General features: G+C 57.2%; 23 protein-coding genes. 5 read left to right on the plus strand and 18 right to left on the minus strand.

Going from position 1 to position 26,246, the window contains the following annotated elements:
* Positions 1-25: 25 nt before the first annotated feature.
* From ilvD to AACY26_RS11220, 6 genes are all read right to left on the minus strand, one after another.
* A complete protein-coding gene (ilvD, locus tag AACY26_RS11195; RefSeq protein ID WP_339513977.1) occupies positions 26-1,873 on the minus strand; it encodes a dihydroxy-acid dehydratase in 1,848 nt (615 codons plus the stop codon).
* A 303-nt stretch (positions 1,874-2,176) separates the two neighbouring features.
* Positions 2,177-3,028, minus strand: coding sequence for an ABC transporter permease (locus tag AACY26_RS11200; RefSeq protein WP_339513979.1), 852 nt, complete (start codon positions 3,026-3,028; stop codon positions 2,177-2,179).
* A 3-nt stretch (positions 3,029-3,031) separates the two neighbouring features.
* Positions 3,032-4,264, minus strand: a complete 1,233-nt coding sequence (locus tag AACY26_RS11205) for an ABC transporter permease (RefSeq protein ID WP_339513981.1) — start codon at positions 4,262-4,264, stop codon at positions 3,032-3,034.
* 80 nt (positions 4,265-4,344) lie between these two features.
* Positions 4,345-5,418, minus strand: a complete 1,074-nt coding sequence (locus AACY26_RS11210) for an ABC transporter substrate-binding protein (RefSeq protein ID WP_339513983.1) — start codon at positions 5,416-5,418, stop codon at positions 4,345-4,347.
* 127 nt (positions 5,419-5,545) lie between these two features.
* Positions 5,546-6,664 (minus strand): ABC transporter ATP-binding protein, encoded by a 1,119-nt coding sequence (locus AACY26_RS11215; RefSeq protein ID WP_339513985.1) that lies wholly within the window; start codon positions 6,662-6,664, stop codon positions 5,546-5,548.
* A gap of 373 nt (positions 6,665-7,037) precedes the next feature.
* Positions 7,038-8,234: a class I SAM-dependent rRNA methyltransferase gene (locus tag AACY26_RS11220; protein ID WP_339513987.1), complete on the minus strand. Its 1,197-nt coding sequence runs from the start codon at positions 8,232-8,234 to the stop codon at positions 7,038-7,040.
* 121 nt (positions 8,235-8,355) lie between these two features.
* On the opposite strand from AACY26_RS11220, the gene mutM reads away from it, so the two are divergent.
* Both mutM and AACY26_RS11230 read left to right on the plus strand, forming a co-directional pair.
* Positions 8,356-9,168, plus strand: a complete 813-nt coding sequence (gene mutM / locus AACY26_RS11225; protein ID WP_339513989.1) for a bifunctional DNA-formamidopyrimidine glycosylase/DNA-(apurinic or apyrimidinic site) lyase — start codon at positions 8,356-8,358, stop codon at positions 9,166-9,168.
* 184 nt (positions 9,169-9,352) lie between these two features.
* Positions 9,353-9,700 carry a multidrug transporter gene (locus AACY26_RS11230; protein WP_339513991.1) on the plus strand — a complete coding sequence of 116 codons (348 nt, stop codon included), beginning with the start codon at positions 9,353-9,355 and terminating at the stop codon, positions 9,698-9,700.
* 230 nt (positions 9,701-9,930) lie between these two features.
* Here the strand turns inward: AACY26_RS11230 and AACY26_RS11235 are convergent, their stop codons facing one another.
* The 9 genes from AACY26_RS11235 to doeA form a co-directional block, all read right to left on the minus strand.
* Positions 9,931-10,701, minus strand: coding sequence for a maleate cis-trans isomerase family protein (locus AACY26_RS11235; protein ID WP_339513993.1), 771 nt, complete (start codon positions 10,699-10,701; stop codon positions 9,931-9,933).
* A gap of 1 nt (position 10,702) precedes the next feature.
* Positions 10,703-11,647: a cyclodeaminase gene (locus AACY26_RS11240; RefSeq protein ID WP_339513995.1), complete on the minus strand. Its 945-nt coding sequence runs from the start codon at positions 11,645-11,647 to the stop codon at positions 10,703-10,705.
* Complete coding sequence (gene eutB, locus AACY26_RS11245) at positions 11,634-12,629, minus strand: hydroxyectoine utilization dehydratase EutB (RefSeq protein ID WP_339513997.1); 996 nt, start codon at positions 12,627-12,629, stop codon at positions 11,634-11,636. Before eutB ends, AACY26_RS11240 begins: the two co-directional genes overlap by 14 nt.
* A gap of 68 nt (positions 12,630-12,697) precedes the next feature.
* On the minus strand, positions 12,698-14,104 hold the full coding sequence (locus AACY26_RS11250) for an aspartate aminotransferase family protein (protein WP_339513998.1): 1,407 nt from the start codon (positions 14,102-14,104) through the stop codon (positions 12,698-12,700).
* Between the two features lie 47 nt (positions 14,105-14,151).
* Positions 14,152-15,624 carry an NAD-dependent succinate-semialdehyde dehydrogenase gene (locus tag AACY26_RS11255; RefSeq protein ID WP_339514000.1) on the minus strand — a complete coding sequence of 491 codons (1,473 nt, stop codon included), beginning with the start codon at positions 15,622-15,624 and terminating at the stop codon, positions 14,152-14,154.
* A gap of 182 nt (positions 15,625-15,806) precedes the next feature.
* Positions 15,807-16,283 (minus strand): Lrp/AsnC family transcriptional regulator, encoded by a 477-nt coding sequence (locus AACY26_RS11260; RefSeq protein WP_339514002.1) that lies wholly within the window; start codon positions 16,281-16,283, stop codon positions 15,807-15,809.
* 125 nt (positions 16,284-16,408) lie between these two features.
* A complete protein-coding gene (locus AACY26_RS11265; RefSeq protein WP_339514004.1) occupies positions 16,409-17,443 on the minus strand; it encodes a TRAP transporter substrate-binding protein in 1,035 nt (344 codons plus the stop codon).
* 38 nt (positions 17,444-17,481) lie between these two features.
* Complete coding sequence (doeB, locus tag AACY26_RS11270) at positions 17,482-18,540, minus strand: N(2)-acetyl-L-2,4-diaminobutanoate deacetylase DoeB (RefSeq protein ID WP_339514006.1); 1,059 nt, start codon at positions 18,538-18,540, stop codon at positions 17,482-17,484.
* 16 nt (positions 18,541-18,556) lie between these two features.
* The gene (gene doeA, locus AACY26_RS11275) at positions 18,557-19,744 is read right to left on the minus strand and encodes an ectoine hydrolase DoeA (protein ID WP_339514008.1); all 1,188 of its coding nucleotides are present in this window, start codon (positions 19,742-19,744) and stop codon (positions 18,557-18,559) included.
* A gap of 257 nt (positions 19,745-20,001) precedes the next feature.
* On the opposite strand from doeA, the gene ehuR reads away from it, so the two are divergent.
* From ehuR to AACY26_RS11290, 3 genes are all read left to right on the plus strand, one after another.
* Positions 20,002-21,402 (plus strand): MocR-like ectoine utilization transcription factor EhuR, encoded by a 1,401-nt coding sequence (gene ehuR / locus AACY26_RS11280; RefSeq protein ID WP_339514010.1) that lies wholly within the window; start codon positions 20,002-20,004, stop codon positions 21,400-21,402.
* A 146-nt stretch (positions 21,403-21,548) separates the two neighbouring features.
* Positions 21,549-22,085, plus strand: a complete 537-nt coding sequence (locus AACY26_RS11285; RefSeq protein WP_339514012.1) for a TRAP transporter small permease — start codon at positions 21,549-21,551, stop codon at positions 22,083-22,085.
* A gap of 16 nt (positions 22,086-22,101) precedes the next feature.
* Positions 22,102-23,379, plus strand: a complete 1,278-nt coding sequence (locus AACY26_RS11290; protein WP_339514117.1) for a TRAP transporter large permease — start codon at positions 22,102-22,104, stop codon at positions 23,377-23,379.
* A gap of 144 nt (positions 23,380-23,523) precedes the next feature.
* Here AACY26_RS11290 and ggt read toward each other — a convergent pair whose 3' ends face one another.
* The 3 genes from ggt to coaD form a co-directional block, all read right to left on the minus strand.
* The gene (ggt, locus tag AACY26_RS11295) at positions 23,524-25,218 is read right to left on the minus strand and encodes a gamma-glutamyltransferase (RefSeq protein ID WP_339514014.1); all 1,695 of its coding nucleotides are present in this window, start codon (positions 25,216-25,218) and stop codon (positions 23,524-23,526) included.
* 103 nt (positions 25,219-25,321) lie between these two features.
* Positions 25,322-25,573 carry a YfhL family 4Fe-4S dicluster ferredoxin gene (locus AACY26_RS11300; protein ID WP_010489479.1) on the minus strand — a complete coding sequence of 84 codons (252 nt, stop codon included), beginning with the start codon at positions 25,571-25,573 and terminating at the stop codon, positions 25,322-25,324.
* A gap of 165 nt (positions 25,574-25,738) precedes the next feature.
* Positions 25,739-26,218: a pantetheine-phosphate adenylyltransferase gene (coaD, locus tag AACY26_RS11305; RefSeq protein ID WP_339514016.1), complete on the minus strand. Its 480-nt coding sequence runs from the start codon at positions 26,216-26,218 to the stop codon at positions 25,739-25,741.
* Between the last annotated feature and the right edge of the window lie 28 nt (positions 26,219-26,246).

Consider the following 26,246-nt stretch of genomic DNA (forward strand, 5'->3'; position numbering starts at 1 on the left):
GCTATAAAGCGGCTTCCGGTGTGGCTTAGGGCACTAGCTTGTCGAGCAATGCCTTGTCGCGCACTGCACCTTTGTCGGCGCTGGTGGCGAGCAGGGCGTAGGCCCTGAGCGCCGTGGTCACCTTGCGGGTGCGTGGCGCTTCGGGTTTCCAGCCTTTTTTGTCTTGCTCGGCGCGGCGTGCGGCCAGTTCCTCATCGCTGATCAACAGGTTGATGCTGCGCTGATGAATATCGATAAGGATCTTGTCGCCTTCCTGAACCAAGCCAATCGCGCCACCGGCAGCGGCTTCTGGCGAAGCGTGTCCGATGGACAAACCGGAGGTGCCACCCGAGAAACGACCGTCGGTGAGCAATGCACAGGCTTTGCCCAGGCCTTTGGATTTCAGGTAGCTGGTTGGGTAGAGCATTTCCTGCATACCCGGGCCACCTTTCGGGCCTTCGTAGCGGATGATGACGATATCGCCTTCCTTGACTTCGTCATTGAGGATGCCTTTAACCGCGCTGTCCTGGCTTTCGAAGATTTTGGCGCTGCCTTCAAACACATGGATCGACTCATCGACCCCTGCGGTCTTAACCACGCAGCCATCCAGTGCGATATTGCCGTAGAGCACCGCCAGGCCGCCTTCTTGCGAATAGGCGTTGGCCACGCTGCGGATGCAGCCGTTGGCGCGGTCGTCATCCACGGTATCCCAACGGGTCGACTGGCTGAATGCCGTTTGCGTTGGGATGCCAGCCGGGCCTGCACGGAAGAAGGTGTGCACCGCTTCGTCCTGGGTCTGGGTGATGTCCCACTGGGCGATCGCCTCAGCCATGTTCGGGCTGTGGATGGTCGATACGTCGGTGTGCAGCAAGCCGCCACGCGCCAGTTCGCCGAGGATCGAGAAGATGCCGCCGGCACGGTGCACGTCTTCCATGTGATATTTCTGGATGTTCGGCGCCACTTTGCACAGCTGTGGGATCTTGCGTGACAGGCGGTCGATATCACGCAGGTCAAAGGCAATCTCGCCTTCTTGCGCGGCGGCCAGCAAGTGCAGGATGGTGTTGGTCGAGCCGCCCATGGCGATGTCCAGGCTCATGGCGTTTTCGAACGCCTTGAAGTTGGCCACGTTGCGCGGCAGCACCGAGTCGTCGTTCTCGCCGTAATAGCGTTGGCACAGTTCAACGGCCAGACGACCGGCGCGCAGGAACAGTTGTTCACGGTCCGAGTGCGTGGCCAGGGTCGAGCCGTTGCCCGGCAAAGCCAGCCCCAGCGCTTCCATCAGGCAGTTCATCGAGTTGGCGGTGAACATGCCTGAGCAGCTGCCGCAGGTTGGGCAAGCGCTGCGTTCGTATTCGGCGACTTTCTCATCCGATGCGGTTTCGTCAGCAGCGATCACCATGGCGTCAACCAGGTCAAGGCCGTGGCTGGCGAGCTTGGTTTTACCTGCTTCCATCGGTCCGCCGGACACGAATACCACCGGGATATTCAGGCGCAAGGCGGCCATCAGCATGCCGGGGGTGATTTTGTCGCAGTTGGAGATACAAACGATGGCGTCGGCGCAGTGGGCGTTGACCATGTACTCAACCGAGTCGGCGATGATTTCGCGACTTGGCAGCGAGTAGAGCATGCCGTCGTGACCCATGGCGATGCCATCATCGACTGCGATGGTGTTGAATTCCTTCGCCACGCCGCCGGCTTTTTCGATCTCGCGGGCGACCAGTTGGCCCATGTCCTTGAGGTGGACGTGGCCAGGTACGAACTGGGTGAAGGAGTTGGCGATGGCAATAATCGGCTTCTTGAAATCCTCATCCTTCATGCCAGTGGCACGCCATAGGGCACGGGCGCCAGCCATGTTGCGGCCGTGGGTGGAGGTTTTCGAGCGATAATCAGGCATGACGGGTTCCTGCAGCTAATAACGGTTGGCGGGAGCCTGTGAAAACAACTGCGGCGGGTAACTCAGTGGTTTTTACAGGCGCCCTTATATACGTAGGGTGAGCCGGGTTCAGGCACAACGCAAACGGAAATGTCCGGGTGTTGGTCTGAGGCCGCTTGTGGCGCAGGGTTAGCGCGGCAGCGACCAGCTCCGCCGAGGTGTGGCAGGAGACTTCTGATTCTAATCCCTGCAAGCGGTTTGGCGAAAGGGTTGCTGCAACTTACGGACGGGTTGTTCGCCGCTGCCGATGGGGCAATCGGCTGATCAAGCCTCGACGCCGCGCAAACGGACTGAGCGGCGGCGCAGCAGTTCGATGGTCACCAGCATGATGATCGAGAGGATGATCAGCAGTGTGGCTATGGCCAGAATGCTCGGGTTGATCTGCTCGCGCAGGCCCGAGAACATCTGCCGGGGAATGGTGCGTTGCTGCGGCCCGGCCATAAACAGGATCACCACCACTTCGTCGAACGAGGTGATAAAGGCGAACAGTGCGCCGGAAATTACCCCGGGGCGAATCAGCGGCATGATGATGTCCCAGAACACGCGTACCGGCCGTGCGCCCAGGTTCAAGCCCGCGCGTACCAATGAATAGTCGAAGCCCGCCAATGTCGCCGTCACGGTGATGATGACAAAAGGCGTGCCGAGCGCGGCGTGGGCCAGGATCACCCCAAGGTAATTACCCGCCAGGCCAAGGTCCGAGTAAAAGAAAAACATACCCGCGGCGGTAATGATCAGCGGCACAATCATCGGCGACAGTAGCAAAGCAGTAATCAAGCGCCGCGCCGGCATATCATCGCGGGCCAGCCCGACTGCGGCGCAGGTGCCCAAGACCGTGGCGATAATCGTTGCGCAGATGCCGATAAAGAAGCTGTTCTGGATCGCCAGGATCCACTTTGAATCACTAAAGATCGCGCTGTACCAACGCAACGAATACGCCTCGGGCTGGAACGTCAGCATGCCCTTGGTAAAGCTAAAGAAAGGCTCGGTGTTAAACGACAGCGGGATGATCACCAGAATCGGCATGATCAGGAAAAACAGCACCAACCATGAAGTGCTTTTGAGCAGCCATGAGCCGAGCCGATACCAGAAACCGTAATATGCAGGAGCCTTGGCCATGATCTAACCCAACTTGATATTGCTGGCGCCGACGAAACGGTCGTACAGCCAGTAAAGCAACAGAATCAGCGCGAGCAGTAACGAGCCCAGCGCGGCGGCCAGCTCCCAGTTGTTCGAGCGCTGCATGTGGAAGGCGATGATGTTGCTGATCATCTGGCCGTCGGTGCCGCCGACCAGCGCCGGAGTGATGTAGTAGCCGACCGAGATGATAAAAACCAGCAAGGCGCCAGCGCTCAGTCCGGGCAGGGTCATTGGCAAGTAAATCTTGGCAAAGGCCGGGATGGGTTTATCCCCCAGCGACAAGGCGGCGCGCATGTAGCTTGGGTCAATGCCGCGCATCACGCTGTACAACGGCAAGATCATGAATGGCAGCAGAATGTGGGTCATGGCGACAACGGTGGCGAACGAGGTGTAGAGCATCTCGAACGGCTCATTGGTCAAGCCGACGCCCATCAGGAATGAGTTAATCACTCCGTTTGTCTGCAACAGTGCAATCCATGCCGTGGTTCGCACCAGCAGTGATGTCCAGAATGGCAGCAACACCAGCACCAGCAGCAGATTGGCGCGGTTCTCCGAAAGGCTGGCCAGATAATAGGAAAGCGGATAACCCAGGGCGGCGCAGAGCAGGGTAATGACCAACGCCATGGTCAGGGTCTTGCTGTAAAGCTGAAGGTAGATTTGGGTTTCTTCGCGAACCTGGATGCCGGTGTCGGGTTTCAACTCAAGGTCGAGCGCGGTCAGGTAATAGTCGTAGGTGTATTCTTCACCGGCGCGCTGGATGGCGTACCAAAGATCGGTACGTTGCCACTTCGGGTTGGCGTCGAGCAAGGTTTGGGCGCCTTTGTCTCTAAGGTCATCTGCCTTGAGCTTGGCGACTTTACGGGCGGTGGATTTAACCACGCTGGACATGCCGGTGTAGGCGCGGTTGAACTCCTCTGCGAGCTTGCCCGACAGGCGTTCCTTGGCCAGGCCATTGAGCTCGACAGCAAAAATCTGCAGGGTGTGTTGGTCGGGTACGGCCTTGCCATCCCAATCTTTCAGGGCTTCGAGGGTGTGCGGAATCAGCTCGGCCACAGTCGGATGATGCACGCTGCGCCAGAGCATGCTGGCGATAGGTGCAACGAAGGTCAGCAAAATAAACACCAGCAGAGGCACCACGAACATAAACGCAGTGATGCGTTTCTTGCGTTGTGCGCTGGCTGCTTGCTTGGCTTCAGTGGTGGTTAACGATGACAAGCCTGAACTCCGTCGTTCCTGAATAAATGGTCAAACCCGCTGAGCCGTGATGTCACTGGCCCAGCGGGTGGCGGATTAACTTACTTGAGCAACCATTCGTTGAACTTTTCACCGAGCGACTCACCGTAGTCGGCCCAGAACTCAGAACCGGCGCGGATGCCTTTGTCCAGGTGTGCTGTTGGCAGGTGCGGCGCGGCGGCTGGGTCCATCATTGGCGTCGAAGACTTGCGGGTTGGGCCGTAAGCCACGTCGCTCATGCCCGCCAGTGGCTTGGATTGGGTGGCGTAAGCGATGAACTTGAATGCCAGGTCTTTTTTCGGCGAGCCTTTCAGCACTGCCCAGGCGTCGAGGTCATAGACGTGGCCGTCCCAGACGATAACGAAAGGCTTGCCTTCCTTGCGGATCGAGTCATAGAAGCGACCGTTGGCCGACTGCACCAGCACGGCACCGCCGTCGTTGAGCAGTTGTGGTGCTTGCGACCAGGAGTCAAACCAGACGATATCCTTCTTGATGGTGTCGAGCTTTTTGAAGGCGCGTTCCTGACCCTCAGGTGTTGCCAGCACTTCGTAGACATCTTTAGGTGCAACGCCGTCAGCCAGCAAGGCCCATTCCATGTTCACCTGCGGACGCTTGCGCATGGCACGCTTGCCCGGGATCTTGGCCGTGTCGAAGAAGTCAGCAATGCTGGTGGCCTTGGTGTCGCCGATGGTTTTTTCGTTGTAGGCAAAGACCACCGACCAGACAATGTTACCGATGGCGCATTCGTTGGACAGGGCATCGGGGATAAAGTCTTCTTCAGCCGGTGTGCCGTCTACGCCAGCCGGAAGAATGTCATGTGGAATGGTTTCCAGCAGGCCTTCGGAGCAGGCACGCTCAAGGTCGATAACCTCAACGTCGACCACGTCCCACTGGATATTGCCGGACTCGACCTGAGCCTTCATCTCGGCAACGCCACCCGAATAATCCTCAAACAGGACCTTGACCCCAGTGTCTTTCTGGAACGGATCAATCATGTGGTTTTTTTGCGCAGCGCCATACGAGCCGCCCCATGAAACTACAGTCAAGCTTTCCTCGGCGTGCGCACCCAGCGACGCCAAACCCATGGCGGCCGTTAAGGCGAAAGCGGAAATACTGGTGCTTAGTGATCTAGCCATATCAGTGCTCCATTACCTGTTTTTATGTGGTGGAAAACTACTGCTCTAGAGGTTGTTGCTGCAGTCCATTGCGTTGTTGATCGGTCATGACCTCGCTCGCGTATAGCGCGGCTATGCTCAGCCATCCCTAGGACGCTGCTTGAGTTTCCGGTCGGTCCAGCGCCTGGCTGTCTATTGCCAGCCAGGCCAGCGCGACTTCTTCCTGAGCGCTGAACTGCGGAGCAGAACTGTCGTTGAGGTTCTTGACCACCAACTCGGTGCGGTCTGCAGTTTCGAACTGGTAGCGAATGTATTCACCGACATAGTGACGAGCGACGAAGCGGGCCTTGATCTGGTTGCCCGTGGCGCCAAGCCGATCGGTAAAGGTGAGTTTCTCGGGACGGATCGAGATGGTGGTCGGCGCGCCAACTTCGGTGCAGTTGGCCTTTAGGCAACTGACGTGTGCGCCGTCTTCGAGGCGTACGGTGACGGTGTCAGACTCGACCGAAGCAATGGTGCCCTTGAGGGTATTGCTCTCGCCGATAAAGCCCGCAACGAACAGGTTGGCAGGGCGCTCATATAAAACGTGCGGCGCCGCGCATTGCTGGACGATGCCATTGTTGAACACCGCAATGCGGTCGCTCATGGTCAGCGCTTCGGTCTGGTCATGGGTGACGTAGATGACGGTAAAACCCAATTGATCATGCAGGCGCTTGATTTCAAACTGCATCTGTTCGCGCAGCTTCTTATCCAGTGCGCCAAGCGGTTCATCCATCAATACGATATCGGGGGCAAAAATCAGCGCGCGGGCCAGTGCCACACGCTGGCGCTGACCACCGGAAAGCTGGCCGGGATGACGATTACCAAAGTCCTGTAGTTCAACCAGCGCCAGGTATTCATCGACCTTGGCGTTGATTTCATCCTTAGCCATCTTGCGAACTTTCAAGGGGTAGGCGAGGTTTTCACGCAGGGTCATGTGCGGAAACAGCGCGTACTGCTGGAAGACCATGCCGATATTGCGTTGGTAAGGTGCAATGCTGGTCACCGAGCGACCGTTGATAAGGATTTCGCCGCTGGTCACGTCTTCGAAGCCAGCGAGCATCATCAAGCAGGTGGTTTTACCTGAGCCCGATGGGCCGAGCAGGGTGATGAATTCGCCCTTGGCTACATCGAGGTTGAAGTCTTTGACCACAAGGCTTTTGTGATCGTAGGTCTTTTTTACGTTGGTGAATTGCAGGAACGGTTTGTCCCCAGCTTGCTCAGCCATACATCTCCCCGCCCGAAAACAAAACAAGCGCCGGCTCATGGCCAGGACCTGTGTATTTTTGCCAGCAGTAGCGCCTGCTCATCTGCGATCTGCTGTTATTGACTCGCTTATGCTCAGAACAAAGCAATTACTACGCCAAGCCAAACAGATGGCCCATTTGAAGCGGCGCTTTATTGGTAAAGGCTAGCCGGTTCTTGGCGTTTGGCCATCAGGGTGTGGGAAGCGGTAACAGTCACCGGACAGTCAGTCAGTGGCAGGCACCCATTTACTCGCACAGTATTAGTGCGTGGATGGGTATGGCTGAAAGCGGAGGCGTTGGCGGGCGCAGCCACATTCAGCGGTTGTGAATGTGGCTGGTGCAAGGCGGGATTTTTTAGCTATTTGGCAGCAAACGGCAAGTCAGGCTCTTGATATAGCGTGTCTCGACTATGGCTGGGTGCACCGGATGATCCGGGCCTTGCGCGCCGCGTTCGAGCAACTGGATATTGCGGTCCAGGTGACGAGCGCTGGTCAGCAAGATGTTCTGCAGGTCGTCTTCCGGCAAGTGCATGGAGCACGAAGCGCTGACCAGGATTCCGTCTTTGTTGAGCAGACGCATGGCTTGTTCATTGAGGCGGCGGTAAGCGGCTTCACCGTTCTTCATGTCTTTTTTGCGCTTGATAAACGCAGGCGGATCAACAATCACCACATCGAAGCGCTCTTCCGCTGACTTCAATTCCTTGAGCGCGGCGAAGGCATCGCCTTCAACACAGATCACTTGTTCAGACAAACCATTGAGCGTGGCATTGCGCTCAACGCCGTCCAAGGCAAAGCTTGAAGCATCGACGCACATGACTTCAGTGGCGCCAAATGCAGCGGCTTGCACGCCCCAGCCGCCGATATAGCTGAACAGGTCCAGCACGCGTTTGCCTTTAACGTACGGCGCCAGGCGAGCACGGTTCATGCGGTGATCATAGAACCAGCCAGTTTTCTGGCCTTCGATGACCGGCGCCTCGAACTTAACGCCGTTTTCTTCCAGCGCGACCCATTCAGGCACCACGCCAAAGGCGGTGTCGACATAACGCTCAAGGCCTTCGGCGTCGCGCGCGGCGGAATCATTCTTGAGCAAAATACCGCTTGGCTTGACCACCTGAATCAGCGCGGCGAGCACATCATCCTTGTGTCGTTCCATGGTCGCGGAGGCCAATTGCACCACCAGAATGTCGAAGAAACGATCAACCACCAAACCAGGCAGCAGGTCAGAGTCGCCGTAGACCAAGCGGTAGCAAGGCTTGTCGAATAGGCGCTCGCGCAGGCTCAGTGCCACGTTGATGCGGTGCACCAGCAAGGATTTATCCAGCACATGCTTGACGTCACGCGACAGCAGGCGCGCGCAGATCAGGTTGTTTGGGCTCAGAGCCACAACCCCGAGCGGCTTACCGCCAGCGGCCTCGAGAATCGCCTGGTCACCGGCGGCAAAAGCGTTGAGCGGCGTGGCGGCGACATCGATTTCGTTGCTGTAGACCCAAAGATGGCCGGCGCGCAGGCGTCGGTCGGCATTGGCTTTCAGGCGCAGGCTGGGCAGGGACATTGGGCACTCTCCGAAAAAAGAGCGAAATTATAGCGCAGACGCCTTAGGGCTGCGCCAGCTGGTTTTAGCCATAGGATAATGTGAAAATTAATCGCTGAAATATCCACTGAATTGGCGGCCCATGCCTGAATTACCTGAAGTCGAAACCACCCGTCGCGGAATTGCGCCTCATCTGGTCGGCCAGCTTATCCGCCGGGTCATAGTGCGTGACCGACGTTTACGTTGGCCGATCCCGGAAGATCTGGATATCGTGGTTTCCGGGCAGCGTATCGAGTGTGTTGAGCGTCGCGCCAAGTACCTGCTGATCAAGCTCGAAACCGGTAGCTTGATCAGCCACTTGGGCATGTCCGGCAATTTACGCCTGGTGCCTTGTGGTACGCCTGCCGCCAAGCACGAGCATGTCGATATCGAGCTGGAGTCGGGGATGGCGCTGCGCTACACCGACCCACGTCGTTTCGGTGCCTTGCTGTGGAGCCAGACGCCACTCGAGCATGTGCTGCTGAGCAAGTTGGGACCAGAACCGCTGACTGATGCTTTTAGCGGCGAGCGTCTGTATGAGAAGTCGCGGGGGCGCTCAATGGCGGTCAAGCCGTTCATCATGGATAACGCGGTGGTGGTCGGCGTGGGCAACATTTACGCGACCGAGGCCTTGTTTGCCGCCGGGATTGACCCACGTCGCGAAGCCGGCAGTATTTCCAAGGCGCGCTACGCCAAGCTGGCGGTGGAGATTAAACGCATCCTCGCCCATGCCATCGAACGTGGCGGCACCACCTTGCGTGACTTTATTGGCGGTGACGGCCAGCCCGGTTACTTCCAGCAAGAACTCTTCGCTTATGGCCGTGGCGGTGAGTTTTGCAAGGTCTGCGGCAGCACATTGCGCGAGCTCAAATTGGGGCAGCGGGCCAGTGTCTATTGCGCTCATTGCCAGCGTTAACTGGCGCTTGCTGACTTTTCAGAGGCGACTGAGCGTGGCTAAAGAGTGATGCAGTCTGCGTTATCAAGGCAAAAAGGCAGTTCAGCAGGGCTTGTGTGCGGATATTGAAGTTAATCACGCTGACAATTGGCGCAGCGCTGATATAGTTATAAGCACTGACTCTGTATCGTTGAAGGATTACTCCATGAATCTGTTTCGCTCGATCGCTGTTGTCCTGGCGCTTTCCTCTGGCCTGCTGGCACTACCGGCGTCGGCTGAAGTGGTTCAGGAAGACGTCAATACCAGCGGTGACCCGATCTACACCGCCAACGCCCCCAAGGCCTATTCAATGATTGGCGACCTGCTGATCGCCCGTCCACTGCTGATTGGCGCGACCATCATTGGTACGGCTGCATTTATCGTCAGCCTGCCGTTTACCGCTCTGGGCGGTAATATTGATGAAGCCGCCACCGCGCTGATTCAAGAGCCTGGCCGCGAGGCTTTCCAGCGTTGCCTGGGTTGCACCAGTGTAGGTTACAAAGGCAATAACTGAGTTCTACTCAAGACAAAAACCGGCGATAAAACGCCGGTTTTTTTGTGCCTGAAGAAAGTAGGGCGGCCAGCACTTTTTTGTCTGTCGATTTTGGCGCATCTGGCTTGTGGATTAAATTTCAGGTTTGCGGCGATTGAGTGGTAGTGGGCAAGCTTCGCGTTGCCGCACCCTACGTACAGTTAGGGCGGACAGCGCTTCATTGTCCGCCATTGGGGTTGGAAATGATTGGCTCAACGCAGCAAGCTGCCAAAGTTTTGCGGACGGTGAATGCAGTTAGTCAGTTGCAGTGCATGCCAAAACATCGCCTGGTTGCTGGAGATGACTGGCAAACCCAAACGCTGCTCCAGCTCATCAAGCAGCTCAAAGGTGTGCAGGTTGGTACATGACAAGAACAAGGCGTCCGCCTTGCTGCCAAGCAACAGCTGCTCCGCTGCGTGGGCGATGGCATCTGCTGGAATCCGTGGGATCAAGGCATCATCGAGCACGGCAAAGGTGCCAAATGCGCTGACCTCCAGTCCCGCTTGTTGCAGACCCAGGTATATCGGGTAATTGACCTCGCCAATATAGGGTGTGAGCACCGCTACTTTTCGTGCGTTCAACTCACGCAATGCCGATTTGACCGCGCTCCACGGGTTGGTCACTGGTATGCCCGGATGCGCTTCATTAATCAGCCGGCTTACCTCCTGCTCGCCAATCAAGATGCTGCCTGAGGTGCAACCGAACGCCAGTACATCAAGGGTCATTCCCGGTACTAACAAGGCGGCGGATTGTGTCAGGTCCTGCGCCATTTTGCGCAAACCGTCTGGGGTGACCGTCGGGCTGCAGGGGGTTCGCGTGCTGTATAGCTCAACACGCTCGCCGAGTAGCTGGCGCCATTCATTTTCCAGGGTGAAATCGCTGGCCAACTGGACCAAACCAATACGCACGCGACCATTATCGCAGGCGCTTTGATGCTCGAACTGTTGTTGCAGGGCCTGAAACTCGGCGAAGGTTTCGATCATTTCAAGCGCCCTCAAGCAGGCGCGCGGCATAGTTGGCGATTGCGGTGTCCTGCACGCCGGTGCCGGTCAGGTCGCAGACTGTGATCTGTTGGTCACTGCTGCGCACAGATTGCTGGTTGCTGATCAAGCTGCCGAGCTCTAAAACTTCGCGCTGCAGGGCGGGCGCGTGATGCAGTTCGCCGAGCGCGCGCGACTGGCTGATCCGATCGACCACCAACACATCGGCGCTGGCCAGAATCGTCGGATGCAGTTCGTTCTTGTGCGGATTGTCCGAGCCCATGGCCGTGACGTGAATGCCTTTTGGCAGATCCGACCAATTCAGAACCGGCTCCCGTGCGGGGGTGGTTGTGACCACGATGTCAGCTTGTGCGCAGGCGCTGGCGGCGCTGTCATGCACGCTCACGCTGAGGCCGTATTGCGCCTGCATGCGGGTCGCGTAAGTTTGCGCCTTGCTGCGGTCGCGGGTGTACAGATGCACCTCGCGGATATCGCGCACCAGGCGTAGGGCAGCGACTTGCAGCTCTGCCTGCACGCCAGCGCCAATCACCGCAACGCGTTGTGAGTCGGAGCGTGACAGGTGTTTGGCGGCAATAGCGCCAGCCAGCGCGGTACGAATATCGGTCAGGTAACCTTCGTCAAACAACACCGCATCAACCAGTCCGGTCTTGGCTGAAAACAGCAACATCAAGCCGTTGAGACTGGGCAGACCGAGTGCCGGGTTGTTGAAGAAACCGGGGCTGATCTTGATCGCGAAGCGGGGCCAGCCATGGATGTGCGCGGTTTTGACATCTACCTCGCCGTTGTTTTCGGCGATGTTCATGCTCAGGATCGGTGGCATTTCAACCTCTGCACGGCCAAGCGCAGCAAAGCCTGCTTCCACCGCCTCAAGTGCTGCGGAGTCGAGCTTGACCACTTCGGCAATCTGTTGCCGGTTATAAATCTGCATAGTTGGGCTCTCCTGCAAGATGACAGGCATTGGCAAAGGTGTTGTTGGATAGATTCTGGCCGCTGATAACCAGCGCTATATGTTTGCCGCGCAGGTCTATTTGATGCTGCTCAATGGCTGCGATGCCGACTGCCGCTGCGCCTTCGACAACCAGGCGCTCATGGTTGAACAGGTGCAGCATGGCGCGGGCAATCTGTTGCTCATCCACGCGATAGCCGCGATCCATGTAGCGTTGCGTCATGGCGAATGTCCAAGCGTTATCAAGACCAATGCCGCCACCCAGGCTATCTGCCAGCGAGGCGACTTCCTGCACTTGCACCGGCTTGCCAGCGGCCAGACTTTCAAGCATCGCCGCGCCTTGGTTCATGCTCACGCCAATCACCTCTGCGTGCGGGTTGACCGACTTGATGGCCAGACCAATCCCTGCGATCAAGCCGCCACCTGAAAGCCCAGCGAAGACAGTGTCGATCTGCGGTTGTTGCTGGATGATCTCCAGCCCGCAAGTGCCTTGCCCAGCGATCACCAGTGGGTCATCAAAGGGTGAGATATAGGCCAGACCTTCTTCCTGTTGCAGGCGTCGCGCTTCGATGTCGGCGTCATCTTGGGTGTCACCGACAATGACCACCTGCGCACCGCTTTCGCGCAAGGCTGCAACCTTGTTGTCCGGCACCAGCTTCGAGATGCAAACCGTCACCGCAATGCCCAGGTGCTGGCTTGCATAGGCCAGCGCGCGACCAAAGTTGCCGGTCGACATGGTTACCACGCCGCGTTCACGCTGGGCGTCATCCAGACCAAGCAATGCGTTGACTGCACCGCGCAATTTGAACGCGCCCGTGGGTTGCAGGTTATCGAGTTTGAGCCAGACATCGCAGTCCCAGCGATGGGAAAGCGATTCGCTGCGCAGCAAAGGCGTGTATTCAGCCAGCCCGGCAATTCGTTGCTGCGCGAGGTAAATGTCTTTCAGGGTTAGTTCGGTGTGCATGTTATTTCCCGTCCCAACAATTAAAAGGCCGGAGGCTGAAAGCGTCCGGCCAGGTTAGCTGGCGGGTGTTACTTGGCTTGCCAGTCGCCGCTGCTGATCAACTTGTCGGTGACCTTGTTCACTGCGCGCTCGGCACGAGCGACTATGTCATCGACGTCATCACGGCTGACGATCAGCGGCGGGGCGAAACCGAGAATATCGCCATGCGGCATGGCGCGAGCGATCAGGCCTTCTTCCAGACAGGCTGCAGAGATCTGCGCCCCGACTTTCAGGTTCGGGTCGAAGTGCTGGCGCTTGCTGCGGTCACTGGAGAACTCCAATGCAGCCAGCAGGCCAATGCCTCGGGCCTCACCGACCAGCGGATGATCACCGAAGGTTTGCTGCATGCGTTGTTGCAAGTAAGCGCCGGTATCGCGGGCGTTACCGGTGAGGTTTTCACGGTCGATGATGTTCAGGTTGGCGATTGCCGAGGCGATCCCCATCGGGTGGCCGGAGTAGGTGTAGCCGTGGCCGATGGCGCCGTAGGTGTCGGTGCCTTGTTCAAGCACTTGCCACACACGTTCGCCAACGATTACACCGGAAAGCGGTTGGTAGGCCGAAGTCAGGCCTTTGGCTACGGTGATCAGGTCGGGCTTCATTTCATAGTATTGCGAGCCGAAATCCACACCCAGGCGGCCAAAACCACAAACCACTTCGTCGGCGATCAGCAGGATGTCGTACTTGTCCAGCACCTTGCGGATTTCAGTCCAGTAGCCCTTTGGCGGCGGCACGATACCGCCGGTGCCGAGTACCGGTTCACCGATCATTGCCGCCACGGTGTCCGGGCCTTCAGCGAGGATCATTTCTTCAAGTTTTTGCGCGCAGTAAACCGAGAATTCCTGCTCGCTCATGGCATCGTCTTCACGGCGATAGTAAACCGGTGCGACCGTGTGCTTGATGCGCTCAAGTGGCAGGTCGAAGTGGGCGTGGAAGACTGGCAGGCCCGTCATCGAACCTGACGCGATGCTTGAACCGTGATAGCCGCGATCACGGGAGATAACTTTCTTTTTGTCCTTACGGCCGAGGATGTTGTTGTAGTACCAGACCAGCTTGAGCTGGGTTTCGTTGGCATCGGAACCGGACATGCCGTAATAGACTTTGCTCATGCCTTGACCGGCGAGTTTGACGATGCGCTCCGACAGCTGCGCCATGCCTTCGGTCGTGTGGCCAACGTAGGTGTGGTAATACGCCAACTGCTTGGCCTGCTCGTAAATGGCTTCGGCCATTTCAGTGCGGCCATAGCCAATGTTCACGCAATACAGACCGGCAAAGCCGTCGATAAATTCGTTGCCGAGCGAGTCCTGAATACGGATGCCCTGGGCACCGGTGATGATGCGCGCCGGACTTTCACCATGGGCATGCTGCTTGAGGTGAGTAGAGGCGTGGAAGACGTTTTGGCGATCAATCTCGATGATTTTCTGGGTGTCGAGGGTCATGATTATGTCCTTGGTTGATAGGTTGGCGTTCAATTGACCGAACACAGTTAATTGCCGCTGACACTGGGCAAATTACCCAGGCAGTAGTATTTGATCTGGGTGTATTCATCGAGGCCGTGACTTGAGCCTTCACGGCCCAGCCCTGACTGCTTGACGCCGCCGAAAGGCACCGGTGGGCCGGTCATCTTCACCGAGTTGACGCTGACCATGCCGAACTCCAACGCGCGCAGCAGTTGCCAGATCTGGCGGATGTCGTAGCCGTACACATAGGCGGCGAGGCCGTACTCGGTGTCGTTGGCCCGGGTGATCAATTGCTCGATGTCGTCCCAGGGCAGCACGCCTGCAATAGGTGCAAAATTCTCTTCGCGGTACACGCGCATTTCAGGAGTGACGTCGGCCAGCAGGGTTGGTACGAAGAAGTTGCGACCGGGTGCCTGATCCTGATCGCCAACCAGCAGGCGAGCACCTTTGGCCAAGGCATCCTCGACCAACTCTTGCGCTTTGCTGACGGCCTTTTGGTTGATCAACGGGCCCTGATTGACGCCACGCACCAGGCCGTTGCCCAGCGTCAGCTCGCCCATGCGCCGGGCGAAGCTTTCAAGGAATGGCTGGTACAAGGAGCGGTGTACAAAGATTCGGTTAGCCGCCAGGCAATCCTGGCCGGTGGTCTGGAACTTGGCGTCGATGGCGGCTTGCGCTGCCTGTTCCACATCCATGTCGGGCAGCACGATAAAGGGTGCGTTGCCACCGAGCTCCATGGAGCACTTCTTCACTGTCGCTGCGGATTGTTCCAGCAGCAGGCGACCTACGCGGGTTGAGCCGGTGAACGACAGGGCTTTGACCTTGTCGCTGGCGCAGAGCACCTTAGAAACCATTTCGGGCTCGCCGACGATGACGTTGAATACACCCGCAGGAAATCCTGCGCGCTCAGCCAGCTCGGCCAGGGCCAGCGCCGAGAAGGGTGTTTCTCCCGCAGGCTTTACCAACACTGTACAGCCGGCGGCCAAGGCTGCAGCGGCTTTGCGGGTGATCATCGCGCAGGGAAAATTCCAGGGCGTGATAAGTGCGGCGACGCCGATGGGCTCGCGGACGCTGCCGAGTTGCGCATTGCTGATATGGCTCGGGATCGTCTCGCCATAACTGCGGCGTGCCTCTTCTGCGAACCAGGTAATAAATGAGGCCGCATAGTCGATTTCGCCCAGGGCCTCGAACAATGGCTTGCCTTGCTCCAGGGTCATGAGCCTGGCTAGGTCTTGTTTATGTTCGAGCAGTAGATCGTGCCATTTCTTGAGAATCTCGCCGCGGGCTTCAAGTGACATCGCCCGCCAGGCTGGAAATGCATCATTGGCGGCCTCGATGGCCTGCACCACCTGCGGCTCGTCGAGTTGGGTGCAGCGGCCAATGATTTCTTCTGTTGCGGGGTTGATCACCGCTTCATCGCGACCGGATGTGCCTGCGGTCCATTTGCCGTTGATGTAGGCCAGCTGGCGAATCAAGCGTGGATCTTCGAAGTTGTGCATGGATGCATCCTCTCTACTGGCCTGCGCGGAGTCACTCAGCTCAGGGCGTGGTGCGTTTTATGGCTTCCACTTTAGGAGGGATTAGCGATTGGTTTTTTCTCTTCGCAATGGTTCTGCCCGAGGTTTTTTTGCTTTACCGGTGTTTAATCGGATGTTTTTTTGGCTGGAAACAAAACGGCGGCTCAAGTCAGTTCGTTGTCTATTTCCAGCGGTGGTTCGCAGTGCTTGATGGTTTTGGTCACTATGTAGGTGAAGTAGCGTTCAATGCCCAAATCGGCCATTAGCCAGCGGTCAATCAAGCGCTGGTATTGATCAATATCGCGGGCCATGACCTTGATGATGTAGTCGATACCGCCGCCGGTGGCATAGCATTCGGTGACCTCGGCGCACTCGTTGATGGCCCGTTCGAAACGTTGGAAAGCTTCGCGGTTGTGCTGCTTGAGGCTGATCTCGACCAGCACCGACGCACGCTTGATCAGCACTTCAGGGTTTAACTGGGCGCTGTAGCCACGAATAATCCCGGCTTCTTCAAGGCGCTTGACCCGCTCCCAGCAAGGACTGATCGACAGGTTTATCGCTTCGGCCAAACTGGATTTTGTGATGCGGCCATTGTTCTGCAGGATCTGCAGAATCTTCAGGTCGTAACTGTCCAGACGCATGCTTGTGCTCCGGCGCAGAGCACCTGCGCTCCTGATGTAAATAGGCCGACGAGATCTTGTCGGCCAGAGCACCGCTGTAAAGTCATGCCAATGCCGCTCTTTTCAGCGATGCCCTTGTGGGTTGTCTACTGGTTTTCCAGGTCGGCAATTTCTTTCTGCAAGGCTTTAAGGGTTTTGCCCGCATCTTCGCCAGCCAGTTCGACCAGTTTGTCGCGCAGTGGCATGCTCGCCTTGCGGAACACCTCTTTCTCTTCTGGCGTCAGGTGCACGATCTTGATACTTGGCTTGGCTTTCTTGATTTTCTCCAGGCGAGTCTTGCTGAACTCCTCCTGGGTTTTGAAGATATATGGAGCGAGTTCGGCCACGGTTTCATCGATAATCTTTTTCTGGTCATCGGGCAGGCCCTGGTACCAGGATTCGCTCGACAATACGGCTACGGTGAACTGCTGCTGGCCCGACCAGGTCAGCACATCGTTGACCTCGTAGAACTTCATCTCTTCAATGGCGAAGATTGGGTTTTCCTGACCGTCGACCATCTTCAGCTGCAGCGCACCATAGACTTCGGAGTAGGGAAGCGGCGTGGGAACGGCGCCGAAGGCTTTGTAGGCTTCGACCAGCATGGGTGAGGCCATGACGCGCATTTTTACGTTTTCGAAATCCGCGGGCTTGTGGATTTCCTTGTTGGTGGTCCAAACCATTTCACCTTCTGGGTACATGGTCAGCAGTCTCAGGTTGCGTGTCTTCAGTTTGTCAGCCATCGGTCCGTAGATGGTCGGGCTTTCCGTCAGCACCTTGAGGTTGACCTTGTTGTCTTGCGACAACAGGTAAGGCACAGAGAACACCTGCATGGATGGCGCGGTTGAGCCGAGAATCCCGGTCGAGCCGTGAGTGAACTGAATGACGCCATTGGCGACCAGTTCGGTCAGGTCTTCCGATTCGCCCAGTGAGCCGTAGGGATAAACCGTGACGGTGATTTTGCCGTCGCTTTTCTCTTCGACCAGTTGTTTGAATTTCTGTGCATAGGCGTCTTGTACGCTGCCGCTGATTTCTTCGAGTGCAAACTTCCATTCTTCTGCTGCTGCAAGGCCCGCCTGCCCCGCCAGAACCAAGCCCATGGCGGCTGCCAAAGCTGCTTTTTTCAAGGTGCTGAACTTTCTCATGGTGCTTTCTCCATTCTTCTTTTAAGTGCAGGTTGTTGTCAGTTTTCCACTATGTCGGCAATCACTGCGAGGGTATCGCCTATGTCCACCAGCGCCGGAAAGCGCCTTGCAACCAGCAAGCCATCACGTTCGGCGTGATACTCAACGGCTGGTGTGCCTGTGCGTTCAAATGCATGTACCCGGGCAACCAGATCGCCACGACGCACGCGGTCGCCAATGCTCAGGTTGAGTTCGAGAATGCCGCGATGCAGGCTTTGTACGTAGCAGCTCGCATCCGGCATATCCAATAACATCTGTGGTTCGTCCGCAGGCTCAAGCTGGCCTTGGGTGATGCCTGCAAATGTGAGGAAGTTACGTACGCCGCGGTCGGCCAGCGCCATGGTTTGCGGGGTGCTGGTGCCGCCGCCGCCCAGTTCGGTGGTGACGAATACCTTGCCCTGAGCTTCGACTGCGGTGTCGTACAAGGAGGCCGCGTCCAACTCAAACAGAATCATGCTTGCTGCGGTGCCGAACGCCTTGGCGCCTGCAATGCACTTGGCTTCTTGTTCTGCGTCTGGCAAGCGATGAGCCGCTGCGAACGGCAGGATGTCCAAGGTCTTGCCACCGGAGTGGATATCCAGCGCGTAGTCGCACAGCGGAATCAAGCTGCGCTGGAAATAGTCGGCAATCCGCTCGGTCATGCTGCCGTAAGGATTGCCGGGGAAGGACCGATTCATATTGCCTTTGTCGATCGGCGAAGTGCGGCTGGCGTTTTGCACGGCAGGGTAGTTCATTGCCGGGACGATAATCACCCGGCCTTGCACGTCTTCGGCGCGCAGTTCGCTGGCCAGCTTTAGCAAGGCGGTGATGCCTTCGTATTCATCACCATGGTTGCCCCCGGTCATCAGCGCGGTCGGGCCTGTGCCATTCTTTACCACGGTAATCGGGATCATGATGCAGCCCCACGCCGACAAGTCGTGGGAGTAGGGCAGCTTGAGAAAACCGTGCTGTACGCCGTCCTGGTCAAAGTCAACGGTCACGCTGATAGTGCTCGCCGCGAGCGTTTTGGCCCCCGGCGTTCGGGTCGTTTGCAACTCAGCTTCGGGTGAAATGTTCATGGCTGCAATACTCATCTCAAGCCTTCACAAACAATTGACGTGAATAATCGCAAAGTGGATTGGCGCCGGTTTCGGTAATCAGAATGCTTTCTGTGGTCTCCAGCCCCCAGTCGTCGAGCCACAGGCCCGGCATGAAGTGAAAGGTCATGCCGGGTTGCAAGACCGTGGTGTCGCTTTCACGCAAGCTCATGGTGCGCTCGCCCCAGTCTGGCGGATAGCTCAGCCCGATTGGGTAACCACAGCGGTTGTCGCCACGGTCATAGCCGTAACGGCGCAGGGTGCTGTTTAGTTCGCGAGCGATGTCGCCGCAGGTATTGCCTGTTTTAGCCACCGCAAGGCCGGCTTCTAGCCCAGCATTGATAGCTTCTTCAGCCTTGCGAAATGCTGCCGAGGGTTCGCCCAGGTAAACCGTGCGTGACAACGGGCAGTGGTAGCGTTTGTGGCAACCGGCGATCTCAAAGAATGTGCCTTCGCCCTTTATAAATGGGCGGTCGTCCCAGGTCAGGTGCGGTGCCGAGGCGTCTTTGCCCGACGGCAGCATCGGCACTATTGCCGGGTAATCACCGAATTTCCCGTCGTGACCGGCGCAGGCTACGCGGTAGATTTCACCCACCAGGATGTTTTTCGGCAAGCCGGGTTCGATCATGTCGAAGATAGCTCGGTGCATGTTTTCAACAATACGCGCGGCCACGCTCATGTATTCGATTTCTTGATCGGACTTGATTGCCCGGCACCAGTTGACCAGCCCTGTGCTGTCGACCAGTTGCGCCTTTGCCAAGCCACGTTGCAGCGCCTGATGAGCGGTGGCGCTGTAGTAATAGTTGTCCATTTCCACGCCGATCACGCCGCTGGTCCAGCCGCGAGCGGGCAGCACCTGCTCGCACAGATAATCGAGTGCGTGATGCGGCGGGTTCATCACGTAGTTGTCGCTGTAGGAGGCGATGTTTTCTTCAGCCAGGTAAACCGTGCGTCGCGCACCGTTGGCGTCGATACCGCGGCCGAACCACAGCGGCTCACCTTGCTCGCCCACTACCACGCATTGCGGTGTGTAGAACGACCAGCCGTCATAGCCGGTGAGCCAGGCCATGTTTGATGGATCATGGACAATCAGGGTTGTGATCCCTTTTTCGGCCATGGCAGCGCGCACTTTGGCCAGACGCTGGGCGTACTCGGCACGGCTGAAATTCAACGCAATTTCACTCATGACAGCATCTCGATAACGAACGCAAGCGCATTCAGAACTCAATCAGCCCACTGCTAGTGTCAGTCGGGCACCCGTGCTGCGATCCATTGGTAGGCACTCCATGGATCCTCCCTGAGCGCTCAGCTTGTATTAGTTATGAGCGCTTGCTGGAGAAATTGTACTGAAGCCTGCTAAAGTAACCGTGACAAATACAGGTCAATACGTTTAGAGATCAATATCGTGACCATTACAATTATCGTCAAGGAATTTATTGACCTATGACAATTGACCTAATTCCATTTATGCGCCCCGGCCAGCCCAAATACCTAGCCATTGGCAATGCGCTCACCGAAGCAATCAGCACCGGTGTGTTGCTGCCTGGCAGCAAGCTGCCAACTCATCGCGAGTTGGCTGACACCCTCGGTGTTAGCGTGCAGACCGTAAGCAATGCCTACGCCCACGCAGAAAAGCAGGGCGCGATTTATGCGCAGGTCGGCAGCGGTACCTTTGTTCGTAGCCGGCATATCAGTCATGAGTCGGATTACCTCTCGACCGATGAGCATGATGACCCGAGTCGTGGTATCGACCTGTCAACTGCGCATCCGGTGTGCACCCCGCGTCACGTCAAGCTTTACCGCGAGAGCCTTGAGCGCGTCGCGCGTGAAGGGCGCGATGATTTCATCACTTCATTCCATCCGACTCAGGGCCTGACCCTGCACCGCGAGGTGGTCTGTGGCTGGCTGGCGCAGCAAAAATTACCGGTTAACCCGGACAATATGTTGTTCTGCAATGGTGCAGCTCACGCCCTGACTATTGCCATGTCAACGCTGCTCAAGCCCGGCGATACCGTGCTTTGCGAGCATGAAACCGGCATGTTGCTCATGGCATTGGCGCAGACCCTGCACTTCAATCTCAAGGGGCTGGCGACTGATGATCAGGGGCTTTTGCCTGATGCGTTGGAGGCCGCCTGCAAGCAGGGTGGCGCGCGCGTGCTGTTCTGTACGCCGACGATGAACAATCCAACCACCGACACCATGGGGCTTGAGCGGCGTCAGGCCATTGCTGATCTGGCGCGCAAATATGACCTGATCGTGGTTGAAGATGATGTCTATGGCGCCTTGCAGCCTGATCGTCACCCGCCGTTGTCGGCCTTCATTCCGGAGCGCAGTTTCTATGCGACCAGCCTGACCAAGATTTCCCTGCCCGGTATGCGCGCCGGTTACCTGGTGACTCCGCCCAATATGGTCCAGCAAGCGATCGGGCGGCTGCGCAGCACGACTTGGATGGCGACCCTGATGCCCTTCGAAATTGCCAGTTGGTGGATGCAGGATGGCACGCTCGATCGTATGGTGAGTTTCCAGCAGCAGGAGTTTGCTGTGCGCCAGGCCATGGCCCGCGAGCACTTGACGGCCTGTGAGTTCAAGGCCGACCCCAATGGCATGCACATCTGGGCTGAGCTACCGGGGCATTGGTCGCCAGAGAAGTTTGCACGGCGTGCCCGGCAGGAAGGTGTAATGATTTTTCCAGCAGAACCCTTTCTCGCTGCTGTTGACCGCAGTAATCAACACATCCGTATCAGTCTTGGGGCCGAGCAGAGTCGCTCTCGGATAGAAACGGGGCTGACCATCCTGAATGGACTGGTGCTTGAAACGCCGCCGCCGATGCATTTCGTGTTCTAAAACAGCGCAAAATCATTACATGCGCTCGATTGTTGAGCATTTGTAATGATTCAAATATTTAATTGACATGATTTTTTGTCAGCGATAAGGTTTGGCCTCCACAACAAGAACAGTGTCCGCTCATACGAGCCGGACTGGAGGTCGCTATGGCTTGGCTGCGTAAGTTGGATTGGATGCTGGAGAAGCTTGAAGCCTTCATCCTCGCAAGCGGCATCTTGCTCATGGCGCTCAATTCGGTCAGCAACGTATTCGGTCGATACCTGTTCAACCAGAGCATCTACTTTTCCGAAGAGCTCAACCAGTTCCTGATCATTTTTGTCACGTTCGTCGGTTGTAGCTATGCCGCGCGGCACAGTCGACACATCAGCATGAGTGCTTTTATCGAGCACCTCACCGGCAAGCCTGCAGCGCTAACCCTGTTAATCATTAATAGCTTCACCGCCGCCTTGATGCTTTGGCTGACATGGGCGTCGGTGGGGTATGTGGAGTCGGCTGCGCGCGTGGGGCGTTCTTCATCAGCGCTGCAAGTACCGCTGCATTACATCTATCTGGTGATTCCGTTGGGGCTGGGCATGACTGGGTTGCAATTCGTGCGCCACGCCTTTGTTCAGTTGCAGGTATTGCTGGGCCTTCGTGAGGCTCCAGCTCTGCACGTCGACGCCACCATTCCTTCGCAGCACTGAGCCCGTACCCATGGATATGACGACCACGCTACTGATCATCATGCTGGTACTGCTGCTGTGCGGCTTTCCGATGATGACGACTCTGCTGGCTGCATCGGCGGCGGGCTTTACCCTGTTTTTCACCATGGGCCCGGAGTTTATCGTCCAACAGATGATCGCCGGAATACGCCCGGCCGCGCTGGTGGCGGTTCCGATGTTTATCCTGGCGGCGGATATCATTACGCGTGGTGCCACGGCAAACCGCTTGCTTGATGTGGCCATGGCTTTTGTCGGGCATGTGCGTGGCGGCATGGCGGTGACCACGGCCTTGAGTTGCGCGCTGTTTGGCGCGTTGTCGGGCTCGACCCAGGCGACTGTGGTGGGGGTGGGGAGTATCATGCGCCCGAAAATGCTGCAGCAGGGCTACAAAGATAGCTTTGCCATGGCCCTGATCATCAACGCCTCGGATATTGCGCTGCTGATTCCACCCAGCATCGGCATGATCATTTACGGCGTGGTTTCAGGCACCTCGGTTGCAGAGTTGTTTATCGCCGGTATTGGCCCCGGTTTGTTGTTGATGTGCCTGCTTTGCGGCTATTGCTATATCTACGCGCGTATCACCGGCATTCCCTCGGGCGAGAAATTTAGCTGGAGGCAGCGATTGGTCACCTGCCGCCGCGCAATATTGCCCTTGCTGTTGCCGGTATTGACCATCGGCGGCATCTACACCGGGGTTTTTAGCCCGACGGAGGCCGCAGCGGTGTCGGTGCTCTATGCGCTGATTCTCGAGGTGCTGATTTTCCGGCGAGTCAAACTCAGTGAACTGTCATCGATTGCCCTGTCTACAGGCCTGATTACTGCGGTTGTATTTATTCTGGTGGCCGCTGGGTCGGCGTTTTCCTGGGTGATCTCATTTGCTCAGATCCCCCAGCAGATTCTCAGCGGCATTGGCATCATGAGCGCGTCTCCGACTGAGTTGCTGGTGATCATTTCGATCGCATTCTTTATCGGCTGCATGTTTGTCGACCCGATTGTGGTCATGCTGATTTTAGTCCCGATCTTTGCCCCGGCAGTTCGAGTGTCCGGTCTTGACCCTGTGCTGGTCGGTACCATCATCACCTTGCAGGCCGCTATCGGTTCAGCCACGCCGCCATTTGGCTGCGATATCTTCACGGCCATCGCGGTGTTCAGGCGGCCCTACCTCGAAGTCATTCGGGGCAGCCTGCCGTTCTTCGCGATCCTGCTGCTGATGTCGGTGTTGCTGATTATGTTCCCGCCCATCACCTTGTTCCTGCGCGACCTAGCGTTCCGCTAGAACAGGTAGGGTGCGACAACGAGAAGCTTATCCACCAAGGCTTTGCGGGTAGTCAGCTCAGTTGTTTGCAGCTGCAAATGGTGGGTGAAAAAAGCGTCACCCACTCCACGATCTTGGTTCATCTGCATTGCATGGACGCCCGCGCTATTCGGGCTTGGCGTTTACCTGTTTTTTGATGACTTGTGCGGTGCCAATGCCGCGTGGGTCGCTGGCCGCTTCAACCAGGTTGCTTTGCTTATGCCAAAACAGTACCTGTTGGTTGCCATACTCGCGGTTCAGTGCTTTGAGTTGATAGCCGCGAGCCTGTAAGGCTGCGATTTGCTTGGCGCTAAAGGTATGTGGCTCATGCTCAATTACATCAGGCAGATACTGGTGGTGATAGCGCGCCACGCTCGGCCAACTGGTGATGGGCTGTTTATTCAGGTACTGCAAGATCGCGAGCAGGACCATGCTTGGAATGCGGCTGCCGCCCGGTGTGCCGAAGCTGGCGAAGTCGTCTTGGCTCTCGATAAAGGTCGGGCTCATGCTCGACAGCGGACGCTTGCCTGCATCCACTGCATTGGCGCGGCTGCCAGTCAGTCCGTAAGCGTTTGAACCCTCAATGTCAGCGGCAAAATCGTCCATTTCATCGTTGAGCAATACGCCGGTTCCGGGGGCGACGAAGGCGGCGCCAAAAGGCAGGTTGATCGACAAGGTGGCAGAGACTGCGTTGCCATCGGCATCAAGCACGGTGAAGTGGGTAGTGTGGTTGCCTTCATGCAGCTTGCCAGCCGGAGGCAGGCTCGAACTCGGGGTGGCGCGTTGCGGGTCGATACTTTGCGCAAGCTTCTTCAGATAACCGCGATCAAGCAACTGTGGGGCTGGGTTGCTGACAAAATCAGGATCACCTATCAGGCCGCGATCACGGTATGCACGACGCAGCGCCTCGACAACATAGTGCGTACGCTGCACTGGCTCGGCTTTTTGCCACGGCAGTTGCTGCAGCATCGCCAGGCTCTGCGCGATGGCAATGCCTCCCGCTGAAGGCGGTGGCGCAGTGATTAGTTCACGGCCATCTGCGAGCTGGAAGCGTAGCGGAGTGCGCTCGACCACCTTGTATTCGCTGAGGTCGCGCAGGGTCCAGATACCGCCAGCTTTACGTACGCCATTAACCAGTTTGTCAGCGGTTTCGCCGCTGTAGAAACCGGCTTTGCCGTAACGGGCGATACGTTCTAGCGTGCGCGCCAGATCGGGTTGGCGCAACAGGCCAAACTCGCTTGGAACCTCACCCTTGTGCAGGAAGATTCGCGCTGTTTCTGGGTCGTCACGCATGGCTGCCAGACGCCAGCGGGCTCGCTCACGGTAGACCCGGTCATAGGAAACACCGTCGCGGGCCAAACGAATAGCAGGCAATAGCGAGTCTTTCAGAGGCAGGCGGCCGTAGCGCTGGGCAAGTTCGACCAGGGCAGCCGGCAGGCCGGGAATCGCAGCGGCAAGCGGGCCATCGAGTGACAGTTCGGGCTGGACCTTGCCCTGGCGCCGATACATGTCTGAATGCGCTGCCAGAGGCGCGCGCTCACGGGCGTCGAGAAAGCGATAACTGGGTTGTTCGCCGGCTTGGCGCAGGAGAAAGAAACCGCCGCCGCCTAAGCCTGAACTATAAGGCTCAACCACCGCCAGTGCGGCGCTGACCGCAACTGCTGCATCAAATGCATTGCCGCCATGGGCCAGGGTTTCTTCGCCAGCAACAGTGGCCGCTGGGTGGGCGCTGGCAACTGCAGCCTGACCCGGGCGGGTTGCTGCTTGCAGATTGAAGGTGTTGAGGAGCAGTAGTGCGCAGAGAAATAGCTGTCGAGTCATGGTAACCGTCGGTTGTTGTCGCAGCGAGGGTCTGACTGGAGTCCCAGGCATCATTACCTGTGATCAGCCGTTACAGGGCAGGGCGACAAGATACCGCGATTGATCACGCCTTACCGGTAATAATCATGTATTTCTGCATCAGTTCATCTTTGCTCTCGACGTTGTTTTCGTCCAGAGGAATGCAGTCCACCGGGCATACTTGCTGGCACTGTGGCTCATCGTAATGGCCGACGCATTCGGTACACAAATTCGGGTCGATAACGTAGATCTCTTCGCCTTGAGAGATGGCTGCGTTTGGGCACTCGGGTTCGCAGACGTCGCAATTAATGCAATCGTCGGTGATGATCAGGGACATGCGGTACGGCTCCTGTCGAAGCGCATGGCTTCGACGATTTCAAACTTCGAGGCGTGAATTGTGCCGGATTGTCGCGATATGCGCCATTGTTCACGTCAAGCCAGTGCTCTTTAGCGGCGCTGGCTTGGACCCCATCGGCCTACTCAAGTATAGCTGGACAGTGGCTTATTTCTTGAAGCGCTGGTTGAGGGCTTCGGCCACGGCAGGATGGACAAACTTGCTGATATCTCCATCCAGAGCAGCAATCTCGCGAACCAGTGTCGATGAGATGAATGAGTATTTTTCAGATGGCGTCAGAAACAGGCTTTCGACATCTGGAGCCAGTTGGCGATTCATGTTGGCCAGCTGGAACTCGTACTCAAAGTCCGACACCGCTCGCAGGCCGCGCAGGAATACATTGGCACCTTGCTCTTTGGCAAAGTGTGCGAGCAGGCTGGAAAAACCCACTACCTCGACATTGGGCAGATGTTTGGTAACTTCCTGCGCGAGAGCAACACGTTGCTCCAGCGGGAACAAGGGGTTTTTCTTCGGGCTGGCCGCTACTGCAATGATCACGCTGTCGAACAATTTCGAGGCGCGCTCAACCAGATCACCGTGTCCTTTGGTGATGGGGTCGAAGGTGCCCGGGTATAACACTCGATTCATCGTGAAATCCTGGCGAGTCCGTTAGGGA

Origin of the sequence: Pseudomonas sp. RL_15y_Pfl2_60, from assembly GCF_963970595.1 — a bacterium.
Taxonomy (GTDB): domain Bacteria; phylum Pseudomonadota; class Gammaproteobacteria; order Pseudomonadales; family Pseudomonadaceae; genus Aquipseudomonas.

Coding starts and splice junctions, on each gene's coding strand:
- AACY26_RS11250 (WP_339513998.1), bottom strand. CDS start 14,104: ATGACCCTCGACACCCAGAAAATCATCGAGATTGATCGCCAAAACGTC.
- ggt (WP_339514014.1), bottom strand. CDS start 25,218: ATGACTCGACAGCTATTTCTCTGCGCACTACTGCTCCTCAACACCTTC.
- AACY26_RS11240 (WP_339513995.1), bottom strand. CDS start 11,647: ATGCAGATTTATAACCGGCAACAGATTGCCGAAGTGGTCAAGCTCGAC.
- AACY26_RS11260 (WP_339514002.1), bottom strand. CDS start 16,283: ATGCGTCTGGACAGTTACGACCTGAAGATTCTGCAGATCCTGCAGAAC.
- eutB (WP_339513997.1), bottom strand. CDS start 12,629: ATGCACACCGAACTAACCCTGAAAGACATTTACCTCGCGCAGCAACGA.
- AACY26_RS11215 (WP_339513985.1), bottom strand. CDS start 6,664: ATGGCTGAGCAAGCTGGGGACAAACCGTTCCTGCAATTCACCAACGTA.
- AACY26_RS11200 (WP_339513979.1), bottom strand. CDS start 3,028: ATGGCCAAGGCTCCTGCATATTACGGTTTCTGGTATCGGCTCGGCTCA.
- AACY26_RS11265 (WP_339514004.1), bottom strand. CDS start 17,443: ATGAGAAAGTTCAGCACCTTGAAAAAAGCAGCTTTGGCAGCCGCCATG.
- AACY26_RS11220 (WP_339513987.1), bottom strand. CDS start 8,234: ATGTCCCTGCCCAGCCTGCGCCTGAAAGCCAATGCCGACCGACGCCTG.
- AACY26_RS11290 (WP_339514117.1), top strand. CDS start 22,102: ATGACGACCACGCTACTGATCATCATGCTGGTACTGCTGCTGTGCGGC.
- coaD (WP_339514016.1), bottom strand. CDS start 26,218: ATGAATCGAGTGTTATACCCGGGCACCTTCGACCCCATCACCAAAGGA.
- ehuR (WP_339514010.1), top strand. CDS start 20,002: ATGACAATTGACCTAATTCCATTTATGCGCCCCGGCCAGCCCAAATAC.
- ilvD (WP_339513977.1), bottom strand. CDS start 1,873: ATGCCTGATTATCGCTCGAAAACCTCCACCCACGGCCGCAACATGGCT.
- AACY26_RS11255 (WP_339514000.1), bottom strand. CDS start 15,624: ATGCACAACTTCGAAGATCCACGCTTGATTCGCCAGCTGGCCTACATC.
- mutM (WP_339513989.1), top strand. CDS start 8,356: ATGCCTGAATTACCTGAAGTCGAAACCACCCGTCGCGGAATTGCGCCT.
- AACY26_RS11235 (WP_339513993.1), bottom strand. CDS start 10,701: ATGATCGAAACCTTCGCCGAGTTTCAGGCCCTGCAACAACAGTTCGAG.
- AACY26_RS11285 (WP_339514012.1), top strand. CDS start 21,549: ATGGCTTGGCTGCGTAAGTTGGATTGGATGCTGGAGAAGCTTGAAGCC.
- doeA (WP_339514008.1), bottom strand. CDS start 19,744: ATGAGTGAAATTGCGTTGAATTTCAGCCGTGCCGAGTACGCCCAGCGT.
- doeB (WP_339514006.1), bottom strand. CDS start 18,540: ATGAACATTTCACCCGAAGCTGAGTTGCAAACGACCCGAACGCCGGGG.
- AACY26_RS11300 (WP_010489479.1), bottom strand. CDS start 25,573: ATGTCCCTGATCATCACCGACGATTGCATTAATTGCGACGTCTGCGAA.
- AACY26_RS11210 (WP_339513983.1), bottom strand. CDS start 5,418: ATGGCTAGATCACTAAGCACCAGTATTTCCGCTTTCGCCTTAACGGCC.
- AACY26_RS11230 (WP_339513991.1), top strand. CDS start 9,353: ATGAATCTGTTTCGCTCGATCGCTGTTGTCCTGGCGCTTTCCTCTGGC.